Here is a 12,156-nt window from a genome sequence, read left to right as displayed (position 1 = left end):
ATTATTATGAAAACATTAAATACAACACTTGCAGTTATCGTTTTAGCATCTTCATCAGCAGCATATGCCGCAGTAGATTTTGCCTCTTTTGATGCAGATGGTAACGGTGCTATTACAATGGAAGAAGCAAAGGTTAACCCTCAGCTTGTAAAGATTTTTGATGATTTGGATACTGATGGTAATGGTGAAATCTCTAAAGAAGAGTTTTCAAAAGTACAGTAATCAATATTTAAGCATACTCCATTAAAGCCGCCTTAGTCAGCGGCTTTTTTGTGTATTAAATTAACTAATTAGAGTAACTAGTTAAAGGAATATAGCACTTACTTGGAATAGTTTTTCTACAACGGTAATGTGTTTTTTGTCGATTAAAAACATGATGACATGATCGCCCGACATAATAATTGTATCATCGTGAGCTATCAACACATCGTCATTACGTACTATTGCCCCAATGGTTGTACCTGCAGGAAGTTTTATGTCGGCAATCGCACGCCCAACCACTTTAGATGTGTTTTCATCACCATGAGCAACCGCTTCAATGGCTTCTGCTGCGCCTTTACGCAGTGAATACACGTTAACAATATCACCACGGCGTACGTGCGTTAATAACGCTGATATAGTTGCTTGTTGTGGCGATATGGCAATATCTATTTCGCCGCCTTGTACCAAATCAACGTAAGCTCCACGTTGAATAAGTACCATGGTTTTTTGTGCGCCCATACGTTTTGCAAGCATGGCCGACATAATGTTTGCTTCATCGTCGTTGGTTACGGCAATAAATACATCGACTTGTTCAATATGCTCTTCTGAGAGCAGTTCTTGATCAGATGCGTCACCACAAAAAACGACCGTGTTATCGAGCATTTCTGAGAGTTGCTCGGCACGTTCTTTACTGCGTTCAATTAGTTTAACGGTGTGGTTTTTTTCAAGTGAGCGGGCAAGGCCTGCCCCAATGTTACCGCCACCAGCTATCATAATTTTTTTGTACGAACGCTCAAGTTTTTGTAGCTCGTTCATTACTGCGCGTATATGTTTTGTAGCGGCAATAAAGAATACTTCGTCATCGGCTTCAATAACGGTGGTACCCAGTGGTTTGATTGCTTTACCTTGACGATAAATAGCGGCAACACGAGTTTCTACATTAGGAATATGTTCTTTAAGTGCAGATAACGCATAACCTACTAATAAACCCCCATAGTAAGCTTTTACGGCTACTAACGAGAGCATGCCATCAGCAAACTGCAATACTTGCAGAGCACCAGGGTAGTCAATTAGACGGCGAATATACTTAGTGACCAGTGCTTCGGGAGCAATGTAATGATCGATTGGTAAATCATCGTTTTGAAATAGTTTTTCGCGGTATTTTAAATATTGCTCTGAGCGAATGCGGGCAATTTTAGTGGGCGTTTTAAAAATACTGTACGCCACTTGGCATGCAACCATGTTCACTTCATCTGAACTGGTTACCGCTATAATCATATCGGCATCTTCAGCACCTGCACGGCGTAATACATCAGGATGCGCACTGTGGCCCATAACCCCTTGTAAGTCGTACTTATCTTGAAGTTCACGTAATCGGTTACCGTCTATATCAACAACGGTAATTTCGTTTTGTTCGCCAACTAAGTTTTCAGCAAGCGTAGCACCAACTTGCCCGGCACCGAGTATAATTATTTTCATTATTTACCCGTGGTATTGATCATAATTTAATTAAAAAAATAGCCATTTAATGTTTCATAAATGGCTAACTATTTAGTGTACGGCTATTAGGCTTTTTTAACTAGCTTAGCGTAATAAAATCCATCACTTTCACCGGGCAGTAACTGCAAACCTGGAGTTGTTACGGTATCATTTTCGTGTAGAGGTATATGTTCTACATCATCGTTATTAGCTAAAAACTTAGCAACTTGCTGTTGGTTTTCTTGTGGAAGAACCGAACACGTAGCATATACCAATGTGCCACCTGGTTTTAACAGTGGCCAAATGCTATCAAGAATATCGTTTTGTAACTTAGATAAGTCTTCGATATCTGATGCGCGACGTAACCATTTTATATCAGGGTGACGGCGAATTACGCCAGTGGCTGAACAAGGCACATCAAGCAAAATACGATCAAATAATTTTTCGTCCCACCAAGTATGTGGTTGTGAGGCATCGCCACATTGTAGGTCTGCACCTAAGCCAATACGAGTTAAGTTTTGCTTAACGCGTTCAAGGCGAGTTGAGTCGCTATCAAGTGCAAGTACATCAGCATCAGCAAGCTCTAATATATGACACGTTTTTCCGCCAGGTGCTGCACAGGCATCTAAAATATAGTCATCTGCTTTAGGTTCTAAAAAGCGGGCTGCCAACTGTGCTGCAGCATCTTGTACTGAACATGCACCTGTATCAAACTCAGGCAACGAAAATACATCACGTGGTTTGGCAAGCTTAATCCCATCAATAAAGTCAGGGTTTAAGGTGTGTTCAATATCGTTAGCGCTAAGCATTTCGCTGTACTCTTGCGTGCTAAATTGTGCTTGATTTACACGAAGCCACATTGGTGCTTGTTGCTGGTTTTCTTCAAGTAGTGCTTCCCAGCTATCTGGGTAGGCTGTTTGCACCTGTTTAATAAACCAATTTGGATGGTTGTATAAACATACCGGAATAAGCTTCGCTTTTTCTTCAAGCTCTGCTTGTTGGCGCTGAAAACTACGTAAAATGGCGTTTATCAGCCCTTTTAATCCTAAAGCGCGCAGTTGAGCCAGTGCGTTTACAGTTTCTGAAATTGCAGCATGTGGTGGTACGCGCATATGCTGCAGTTGATAAATACCTACGTATAATAAAAACTGAAATATTCTACGTTTACCTTTTAATGGCTGCTCTACTAAGTGTTGGCAGTAATTTTCAAGGCTAGGTAAGTAGCGTAAAACGCCATAACAAATTTGCTGTAGCAACGCTTTATCTTTAGGCGGCAAGCCTTGGCTTGCAAATGGAAGTTCTTGATTAAGCGATGCGCCTTTATCAACTACGTTATATAAAGTTTCAGCGGCCAGCGCTCGTACGTTTGGAACATTACTCATTGTTTTCGCCTAATATTGTGCCAGGGGTAACCCAGTCACTACGACCATTTAAAAAGTCGTTAATTGCCATTGGTTTTTTACCTTGCGGCTGTAATTGCGTAATACATAAAGCGTGTTCGCCACACGCCACTACTACGCCATTTTTGTCGCTTGATAAAATTTGCCCAGGATCACCTGATTGCAGCACAACCTGCGCTTGATAAATCTTTACTGTTTGCCCACCCATTTGGGTAAAGCACACTGGCCATGGATTAAAAGAGCGAATGTTTCGCTCAATTTGCAGTGCACTCATTGACCAATCGATATTAGCTTCCTCTTTAGAAAGCTTTTTAGCGTAGTTAGCAAGTTCATCATTTTGAGGTTCAGGGGTGATCTCGCCATTAGCTAATTTATTAATGGTTTCAATTAACGCGTCTGGACCTAGCTCAGCAAGCTTTGTATATAAACTAGCGCTAGTTTCTGTCGTGCTAATAGGGCAGCGACTTATATGTAACATATCGCCGGTATCTAGCCCTTCATCCATTTGCATTATTGTTACGCCGGTTTGCTCATCACCTGCCCAAATTGCGCGTTGAATAGGTGCAGCGCCGCGCCAGCGCGGTAATATAGAGCCATGCACATTTAAACAACCCAAACGTGGGGCTTCTAATATAGCTTTAGGTAAGATTAAGCCATACGCTACAACAATCATAATGTCGGCATTTAAGCTTGTTAGCTCTGCTAGTGCTTCATCATTTTTTAATGACTGTGGCTGAAAAACAGGTAAGTTGTGCTCAAGCGCTAGCTCTTTCACTTCACTGGCTTTTAATTTTTTACCACGACCTGCAGGGCGATCTGGCTGGCTATATACACCCACTATTTGGTGTTCGCTTTGTATCAGCGCTTGTAAATGACGTGCTGCAAAGTCCGGCGTACCGGCAAATATAATGCGTAATGGTTGAGTCACTGAGTTTTCCTAAGGTACTTATTACTAATCTGCAAATTTAGCTTCTTTTTCAAGCTTTTTACGAATACGTTGGCGCTTTAATGGAGATAAGTAATCAATAAACAGCTTACCTTGAAGGTGATCTAGTTCGTGTTGAATACAAATAGCCAGTAATTCATCTGCATCTAGTACAAACTCTTCACCGTTTTCGTTAAGTGCAGCGACTGTTACTGTTTCAGCGCGGTCTACTTTTGCATACGAGTTAGGTACTGATAAACAGCCTTCTTCGCTAACGGTAGAGCCGTCTTTTTTAATGATTTGTGGATTAATTAATACCAGTGGCTCATCGCGCTCTTCTGATACATCAATAACAACGATTCGTTGATGAATATCTACTTGCGTGGCCGCAAGTCCAATGCCATTTTCATCGTACATTGTCCCTAGCATGTCTTTTACAATTTGGCGTACTGTGTCGTCAACTTGTGCAACATCTTTTGCTATAGTACGTAAACGTTCATCTGGAAATCTTAAAACTTCTAACCTAGCCATAGTTACCTTTTTCACTTGTGCTTAATTTAGGGTATTGTATGCTCTTATTTTAGCCATTCGCGTTCACCTTTAACAGGTTTTGGGCAATAATAATGAAAAAACAATACAAGGAAGCTCAATGAAATCTCCATTACTTGCAATCATGCTTACGTTAAGTGCTGCGTTTCCCGCAATTGCTGACGTGCTTAAAATAAAAAAAGATGCACCAAAACAGTATGTTGTAAAAAAAGGCGATACACTTTGGGATATTTCTGGCATCTATTTAGATGAGCCTTGGCTATGGCCTGAACTTTGGCAAATGAATCCACAAATTGACAACCCGCACCTAATTTACCCCGGTGATGCATTAGCGCTGATATACGATGCAGATGGAAACCCACGTTTAGTGATTAATAAAGGATATAGAAAGCTATCTCCTCAGGGTCGTATTACACCAAAAGGGCGTAATGCTATTACTACTTTGCCGCTTGAAATGATCAAACCGTATATCAGTTACGAGCAAGCAATGAACAGTGACGATATTAAAGACAAACCTTATATTTTAGGTGCTAACGAAAATACTAAAACACAAACGTTAGGCCATATTTTATATGTTAAAGGCGACTTACAAGTACATAAAGCATATGCCATTTACCATAAAGGTGACCCTTACACCGATTTAACCGGTGAGGTGTTAGCAACGCGTGCATCTTACGTGGGTATCGCACGTGCGTTTAGAGCGGGTGATGAACACAATGGCGTGCCTTCGTCATTACGTGTTGAGTCTGTTAAACGAGAAATTCAGCAAGGCGATTTTTTAATGCCGGCAATGGAAGGTCAAATGCTTCCTGCGTACTTTAATATTCACCGTCCTTCTGAGCCTGTAACAGGGAATATTATTGCTTCCCCACGACAAGTTAGAGAATTCAGCACAATGGATGTTGTAGTGCTAAACTTAGGCAGTGAACAAAACATAGAAGCGGGTCATGTATTAGATCTAGAACGTCAATCGCCAACGGTTATTGATGGTCCTCGTGGCCCTCGTTACCCCGAAGATTCTAGTAAATACGAGAAGCTTTTATCTGATGTGAGCCAATTATTTGGTGATGAGTCTGACGAAGAGAGCACAACGTGGACTATGCCTAAAGAAAAAGTTGGCGAGCTAATTGTCTTTAAAGTGTATGACAAAATAAGTTATGCATTAATAACTAAAAACCAGCACCCAATTCGCATTGGAGATATTGCAGTTATTCATTAAGAAGTAGCGAGTCGGTGCTTTAGGAGAGAGCATGGATCAGTCATCTGGCAAGCTAGCCCACTGGCTTGCCTTTTATATGTGTAAAGGGTTGGGTATCAAAACCCTTTTAGCACTATCTACAAACTATTCCCTTGGGTCGTTATTCGACTTATCTCATGACAAGCTTTTACAGCTTGGATTAACCGCTAACCAAGCTAGTAATTTACTCAACACCAATTGGCAACAAGTCAGCCATTATGAGCAATTAATTACGCTGCACGATATTACGGTTGTCTGTATTTTTGATGCGCTTTATCCAGAAGATCTCCGACAGATTGCCAGTGCGCCTTTATTACTATTTTGTAGGGGAGATGTCTCGTTATTATCTACTCCACAAATTGCAATTGTAGGAAGTCGTAATGCCACACCTACCGGGCTTGAAATAGCATCAGAATTTGCATACGAGTTAACTTTAGCGGGTATTACAGTTACCTCAGGTATGGCACGGGGAATAGATGGAGCAGCACATAAGGGCTCTCTTGCTGGTACGGGTAAAACCATAGCGGTGCTTGGTACTGGGGTTGATATTTACTATCCTAAACGCCATAAACTATTAACAGACCAAGTTTTAGAAAGCGGCCTGTTGGTGAGTGAGTTTTTACCAGGGGCAGCTGCTCATGCGCATAACTTTCCGCGCCGTAATCGTATTATTTCTGGGTTATCGTTAGGAGTACTTATTGTTGAGGCTGAAATTAAAAGTGGTTCGTTAATTACAGTACGCTATGCGCTTGAACAAAATAAAGAGGTATTTGCAGTACCGGGTTCTATTAAAAACCCGTTAGCGCAGGCAAGTCACTTTTTAATAAAGCAAGGTGCTAAGCTGGTAGAAAACGTGGCTGACATTCTTGATGAGGTGAGTTTTACTTACGACAATAATGTATGTAACAAAGAGCAGCCTATTCAGGCAAATTCTCAATGCGAGGTTTTAAATAGTATTGGCTTTGAAGTCACCAGCGTAGACGACATTGTACGTCGCGCACAGTGGCCAATAGACAAAGTGCTCGCTAGGTTGCTCGATTTAGAATTAGACGATCAGATTGAGCGAGTGTTAGATGGTTATATTAAGTTGAGCGCAGGGAGGTAATATGTTTGATATTCTTTTATATCTTTTTGAAAATTACATTCATAGCGAAGCGGATATATTTGCAGAGCAAAATGAATTAACCGATGAGCTACTGCGGGCGGGCTTTAATAAGCCTGAGATATTTAAAGCACTCGATTGGTTAGAGCAACTCGCCGATTTACAACACAGTGACGAGTCTCCTTATCTTATTACTAACCCTAAAGATGCTGTGCGTATATTTACCGATAGTGAATGCCAAAGGCTCAGTGCTGAGTGTCGTGGCTTTTTAATGTTTATTGAGCAAATAGGCGTAATTAACAATGTAACTCGTGAGATGGTAATGGACTGTTTAGCCTCACTAGATAAACCAACCATAAGCCTAGAAGATTTAAAATGGATTGTACTTATGATTTTGTTTAATGTTCCTGGCTCTGAAGAGGCATATGAGCAAATGGAAGATTTGATTTTTGATGAACCTAGCGAACTTCTTCATTAGAGATAATTATCTTAATTGTACTCAAATTACTTAAACGGATAAGCACGGCATTGCTTGTATCTTTAAGTGGTTTGGGTATATTAGGCGAAAATTCACCAACCTATTAGGATCACCATGAGTAAAATCGACCATTCGCTTTTCTCGGCGAACAAGCACGCCCTCGAAAAAGAATACGAGATATGCCCACAGTGTGGTTCAGAGTTAGTGATCCGCAATAGTAAATCAGGCCCTTTTTTAGGATGCGCAAGTTATCCCAAATGCGACTTTATTAGGCCGTTGGCACATCACGATAGTAATGAAATTAAAGTTCTTGAAGATTCAGCATGCCCGCAGTGCAGTAAACCGCTGGTGGTTAAAAATGGCCGCTACGGTATGTTTATTGGGTGTACGGGATATCCAGAGTGTCATTACATTGCTAACGAAAATGAAGAAAAACAAAGCGAAGACACTTTGCCAAGTTGCCCTAAATGCAAAAAAGGTCATTTAGTTGCGCGCAGTAATAAATTTGGTAAAGTATTTTATTCTTGTGATTGCTATCCAAGTTGTAAATACACACTTAATAATAAACCGGTTGAACACCCGTGTCCTGAATGTAACTGGCCTATCGTCATAGAGAGAAATATGGCAAACGGCACATTATTGCAATGCCCACAAAAAAGCTGCATGCATAAGCTCACCCCAACTGAATAACGTTTAATTATATCTGGAGACTACTTTGTCAGACCTTTCAAATACGCCCACTGCAATAACATGCTTAACGCAAGGCGAAGTTATTTTATACCCAACAGAAGCTGTATATGGTTTAGGGTGTGATCCAGATAATCAACAAGCCGTTGAGGCACTATTAGCTATTAAGCAGCGCCCGGTTGAAAAAGGACTTATTTTAATTGCTGATAACTACGGACAATTATTAAAATACGTAGATGATGCAAAAATACCAATGGATAAACGAGCTGATATTTTTTCGAGTTGGCCTGCTGCAATTACATGGGTTATGCCTGCATCTAAAAATACGCCTAAATGGCTCACAGGGCAGTTTGATACCATTGCAGTAAGAGTAACAAACCATCCTACAGTAAAACGTTTGTGCCAAGAGTTTGGTAAGCCACTAGTATCAACCAGTGCAAACTTAACCGGTCAAGAAACGGTAATTAGTATTGAGCAAGCTAAAGCGCAATTTGCAGAACAAGTTGGCTTTTACGTTGATGAGGCGTTAGGTGGTAATACTCAACCAAGCACAATAAAAGATGCCATGACTGGAAAAATATTTAGAGGTTAATATGCAAAGCGAATTATTAGATCAAGTAAAAGCATACTTTATGGCTTTGCAAGACACTATTTGCAAAGGTTTGGAGGCTGCAGATGGCAGTGCTAAATTTATAGAGGATAACTGGCAGCGAGCAGAAGGCGGTGGTGGTCGTACACGTGTAACCACAAATGGCACTGTAATAGAGCAAGGTGGAGTAAATTACTCTCATGTATTTGGCGCTTCAATGCCAGGTTCTGCAACAGCACATAGACCAGAGCTTGCAGGGCGAAGCTTTCACGCATGTGGTGTGTCGTTAGTTATTCACCCTAAAAACCCTCATGTACCAACAAGTCATGCCAATGTGCGCTTTTTTATAGCCGAAAAAGAAGGCGAAGAGCCAATATGGTGGTTTGGTGGCGGATTTGATCTCACTCCTTTTTATCCAGTATTAGAAGACGTACAGCATTGGCATCAAGTTGCTCACGACATTTGTGCGCCATTTGGTAGTGAAGTTTATCCAAAATATAAAACATGGTGCGACGAGTATTTTTATTTAAAGCACAGAGACGAGACGCGCGGAGTAGGCGGTTTGTTTTTTGACGATTTAAACGAACTTGGTTTTGAAAAGAGTTTTGCGTTTATGCAATCGGTGGGTAATGGATTTTTAGATGCCTATTTACCTATTATTGAACGTCGCAAAAATGACGAATACACAGAACAACAACGTGATTTTCAGCTTTATCGTCGCGGACGTTATGTAGAGTTTAATTTAGTATGGGATAGAGGCACGTTGTTTGGACTGCAAAGTGGCGGGCGCACTGAGTCTATATTAATGTCTATGCCACCACTTGCACGCTGGGAATATAACTATAAACCAGAGCCAAGTAGCCCAGAAGCTAACCTATATCAGTATTACTTACGCCCGCAAGAGTGGCTAACGAGTCAACCAAGTGAGCTGATAGCCAGAGAATGGCAATTATAACAATTACACAGTAATCAAAAAGGCGCTAATAAGCGCCTTTTTACATTGTAGCTAAATACAAATTTAATGCTGATTGATCATATGCGTTGCTAGTTGAGAGAATGATTGTTTTAAGCCTTCACGTAACAACGGATTGTCTATTTCTATATCCAGCGTTTTATTCATGCAGTGCACCCACTGATCGCGCAATGCTTTATCTACAGTAAAAGGCATATGCCTTTTACGTAGCATTGGCTGGCCATGTTTTTCAGTAAATAGGTTTGGCCCGCCTAACCAACCAGATAAAAATTCAAAAAATACTTGGCGAATTCGATCTAATGGCAGAGGATGCATATCATATAACGGTTTAGCGTATTCATCTGACTCCATTATGTCGTAGAATCGATTGGAGATAGCACGCGCCCCTTTTTCTCCACCTATTATTTCATACGGTGTTTTTTCAGGAGTAGGAGCCTGTTGCTCAGGAGCTGGCTTAGATTTAGAAAAAAGTCGTTTAATCATATTACTTATCATCGTTAATAGGCAGTATATAGCTGCAAAGAGGTTGCTTTAAAATGGACAAATATGCGGTTTTTGGAAATCCAATTAAACATTCAAAATCCCCCGCGATACATAAACAATTTGCTGTATCACTGGGTGAGCAAATCGACTATCGCGCAATATTAGCACCTATCGATAACTTTGAAAAAACAGTATTGTCTTTTTTTGAGCAAGGTGGTGTTGGTGCTAACGTTACAATGCCATTTAAAGAGCAAGCCTATGCAATGGCCGATGAGCTTACGCCATTAGCTAAAATTGTAGGGGCTGTTAATACATTAAAAAAACGAGATGATGGCACATTACTCGGTGATAACACCGATGGTGTGGGCTTTGTAAATGATTTAGTCGCTAATGAAGTAGCCATAACTAATAAACGCATTTTAATCATAGGTGCGGGCGGTGCTGCTCGAGGGGTTATTTTACCTTTGTTAGAGCATAACCCTCAGGAAATAATAATAGTTAATCGCACAGCACAAAAAGCTAAAGAACTCGCAGAGCTGTTTACTCAATATGGACCAGTATCTGGCTTTGGCTTTGATGATTTACCAGTAAGCGATTACTCACTAATTATAAACTCTACATCTAGCAGTATGAATAATGAGCTTCCAGCTCTTGATGAAAAACACATAACTAACTGTGAAGTCGCTTATGACATGTTTTATTCATTGCAAAATACCATTTTTATGAATTGGGTTGCACAGCATAATATTAACGCTAAGCTTTTAGATGGCAGTGGAATGTTAGTTGGTCAAGCTGCTCAAGCATATTATGTATGGCGTAACAAAATGCCAAAAATACTTCCCGTCGTTGATGCACTCAAACAAGGAACGCTTAAATGAATCAGGCAATACAGTTTATAGATAGGCTAGAGTTTAGAGAGCCCGATCATCAGTTAGTTTTTTTTGCACAAGTTAGTGGCATGCTGGTGGAATGTATAATAGAAGTAAATACACTTAAATTAACAGACGAAAGTCACGCAACAGAGTATTTTGAAAAGTATCGTTTTGATTACGAAGAACGTGCCGAGGAGCTTATCGAAGAAGAGAGCTATAACTCGGCAGGCCAAATTGAAGTAAGCTTATTAACTTAAGTTATCGATTTCAGCTAAGTATTCATCTTTAAGTGATACATAGTTATCGGCAGATATTTTTAAGAAGGCAAGTTCTTGCTCTGTAAGAGGGCGGGCTTGCTTAGCTGGACTTCCTACATATAAGTAACCAGACTCTAAACGCTTGTTTGGAGGCACCAAAGAGCCGCCGCCTATAATTACATCATCTTCAACAACCACGTTATCCATAATGATAGCGCCCATACCCACAAGTATACGATCTCCTAGTACGCATCCATGCAACATTACCTTATGACCAACAGTTACATCGTCACCTATAATAAGTGGGTAACCATCAGGATTGCTTTTAGTTGCACGAGATAAATGCAAAACACTGCCATCTTGTATATTTGTACGCTCACCAATACGTATATAGTTAACATCACCACGTGCAGCTACTAACGGCCACACACTACTATTATCACCTAAAGTAATGTTACCAACCAAAACCGATGACTCATCAATATAAACAGACGAATTAAATGAAGGAGTAACACCTTTATAAGAACGAATTGCCATAGTTAGTACCTTTTAGATCATAATTATTAGTCTTTGAGTGTATCAGCAAGGTGATTTTTGTACCATACAGTGCACTGTTTGGTTACAAAACTATCAGTTTTAGGGGGTTTAGTTCAGATACTAACCGAACAGTATCTTTTTTTACTTTTTCTTTAAAAAAGTGCTTGCGTAAAAATATGATCTCCCTATAATGCGACCCCACTGAGACGGGAAACGCCAACGCATAGCGAGGAGCGAACTACTCAGAGAGTTAAATAAAACTTCGGTTTTAAATCTTCCAAAAGAAAGTTTAAAACTAAGTGTTGACTCGAAAAATAAAGGGTGTATTATTCGCATCCCTTGAGACGCTAAAGCGACTCAAAACGTTCTTTAACAATATAAAGCAAT

15 protein-coding genes are annotated in these 12,156 nt (G+C 40.3%); 9 read left to right on the top strand and 6 right to left on the bottom strand.

Going from position 1 to position 12,156, the window contains the following annotated elements:
- Positions 1-6 precede the first annotated feature (6 nt).
- The gene (locus I6E72_RS17495) at positions 7-222 is read left to right on the top strand and encodes an EF-hand domain-containing protein (protein WP_007584177.1); all 216 of its coding nucleotides are present in this window, start codon (positions 7-9) and stop codon (positions 220-222) included.
- A gap of 81 nt (positions 223-303) precedes the next feature.
- On the opposite strand, the gene trkA is transcribed toward I6E72_RS17495, so the two are convergent.
- From trkA to def, 4 genes are all read right to left on the bottom strand, one after another.
- On the bottom strand, positions 304-1,680 hold the full coding sequence (gene trkA, locus I6E72_RS17490; RefSeq protein ID WP_004335170.1) for a Trk system potassium transporter TrkA: 1,377 nt from the start codon (positions 1,678-1,680) through the stop codon (positions 304-306).
- Between the two features lie 86 nt (positions 1,681-1,766).
- Positions 1,767-3,062, bottom strand: a complete 1,296-nt coding sequence (rsmB, locus tag I6E72_RS17485) for a 16S rRNA (cytosine(967)-C(5))-methyltransferase RsmB (protein ID WP_007584175.1) — start codon at positions 3,060-3,062, stop codon at positions 1,767-1,769.
- Complete coding sequence (gene fmt / locus I6E72_RS17480) at positions 3,055-4,008, bottom strand: methionyl-tRNA formyltransferase (RefSeq protein WP_007584170.1); 954 nt, start codon at positions 4,006-4,008, stop codon at positions 3,055-3,057. Before fmt ends, rsmB begins: the two co-directional genes overlap by 8 nt.
- Before the next feature lie 24 nt (positions 4,009-4,032).
- Entirely contained in the window at positions 4,033-4,536 is a 504-nt protein-coding gene (gene def / locus I6E72_RS17475; protein WP_197113433.1) for a peptide deformylase, read from the bottom strand.
- Positions 4,537-4,654: 118 nt separating this feature from the next.
- Between def and I6E72_RS17470 the strand changes: the two genes are divergently transcribed.
- From I6E72_RS17470 to hemF, 6 genes are all read left to right on the top strand, one after another.
- Complete coding sequence (locus I6E72_RS17470; protein WP_197113430.1) at positions 4,655-5,773, top strand: LysM peptidoglycan-binding domain-containing protein; 1,119 nt, start codon at positions 4,655-4,657, stop codon at positions 5,771-5,773.
- Positions 5,774-5,804: 31 nt separating this feature from the next.
- A complete protein-coding gene (dprA, locus tag I6E72_RS17465) occupies positions 5,805-6,896 on the top strand; it encodes a DNA-processing protein DprA (RefSeq protein WP_197113427.1) in 1,092 nt (363 codons plus the stop codon).
- 1 nt (position 6,897) lies between these two features.
- On the top strand, positions 6,898-7,371 hold the full coding sequence (locus I6E72_RS17460; protein ID WP_010555161.1) for a DUF494 family protein: 474 nt from the start codon (positions 6,898-6,900) through the stop codon (positions 7,369-7,371).
- A gap of 114 nt (positions 7,372-7,485) precedes the next feature.
- Positions 7,486-8,061, top strand: a complete 576-nt coding sequence (locus I6E72_RS17455) for a DNA topoisomerase family protein (protein WP_010555162.1) — start codon at positions 7,486-7,488, stop codon at positions 8,059-8,061.
- Between the two features lie 25 nt (positions 8,062-8,086).
- On the top strand, positions 8,087-8,650 hold the full coding sequence (locus tag I6E72_RS17450; protein ID WP_010555163.1) for an L-threonylcarbamoyladenylate synthase: 564 nt from the start codon (positions 8,087-8,089) through the stop codon (positions 8,648-8,650).
- 1 nt (position 8,651) lies between these two features.
- The gene (gene hemF, locus I6E72_RS17445) at positions 8,652-9,602 is read left to right on the top strand and encodes an oxygen-dependent coproporphyrinogen oxidase (RefSeq protein ID WP_007584146.1); all 951 of its coding nucleotides are present in this window, start codon (positions 8,652-8,654) and stop codon (positions 9,600-9,602) included.
- A 63-nt stretch (positions 9,603-9,665) separates the two neighbouring features.
- Here the strand turns inward: hemF and I6E72_RS17440 are convergent, their stop codons facing one another.
- Entirely contained in the window at positions 9,666-10,103 is a 438-nt protein-coding gene (locus I6E72_RS17440) for a group II truncated hemoglobin (protein WP_197113405.1), read from the bottom strand.
- A gap of 53 nt (positions 10,104-10,156) precedes the next feature.
- On the opposite strand from I6E72_RS17440, the gene aroE reads away from it, so the two are divergent.
- The gene (gene aroE / locus I6E72_RS17435; protein WP_197113402.1) at positions 10,157-10,981 is read left to right on the top strand and encodes a shikimate dehydrogenase; all 825 of its coding nucleotides are present in this window, start codon (positions 10,157-10,159) and stop codon (positions 10,979-10,981) included.
- A complete protein-coding gene (locus tag I6E72_RS17430; protein WP_007584142.1) occupies positions 10,978-11,232 on the top strand; it encodes a DUF1488 family protein in 255 nt (84 codons plus the stop codon). Before aroE ends, I6E72_RS17430 begins: the two co-directional genes overlap by 4 nt.
- Here I6E72_RS17430 and I6E72_RS17425 read toward each other — a convergent pair.
- Positions 11,224-11,769 (bottom strand): gamma carbonic anhydrase family protein, encoded by a 546-nt coding sequence (locus I6E72_RS17425; protein ID WP_197113400.1) that lies wholly within the window; start codon positions 11,767-11,769, stop codon positions 11,224-11,226. The genes I6E72_RS17430 and I6E72_RS17425 overlap by 9 nt on opposite strands.
- Positions 11,770-12,156: the final 387 nt, after the last annotated feature.

The sequence above is a fragment of the Pseudoalteromonas sp. NSLLW24 genome (assembly GCF_015864725.1).
GTDB classification, from domain to species: domain Bacteria; phylum Pseudomonadota; class Gammaproteobacteria; order Enterobacterales; family Alteromonadaceae; genus Pseudoalteromonas; species Pseudoalteromonas arctica.
Note: the sequence above shows the minus strand (reverse complement) of the source record. Positions and strands in the feature narration are given on the sequence as shown.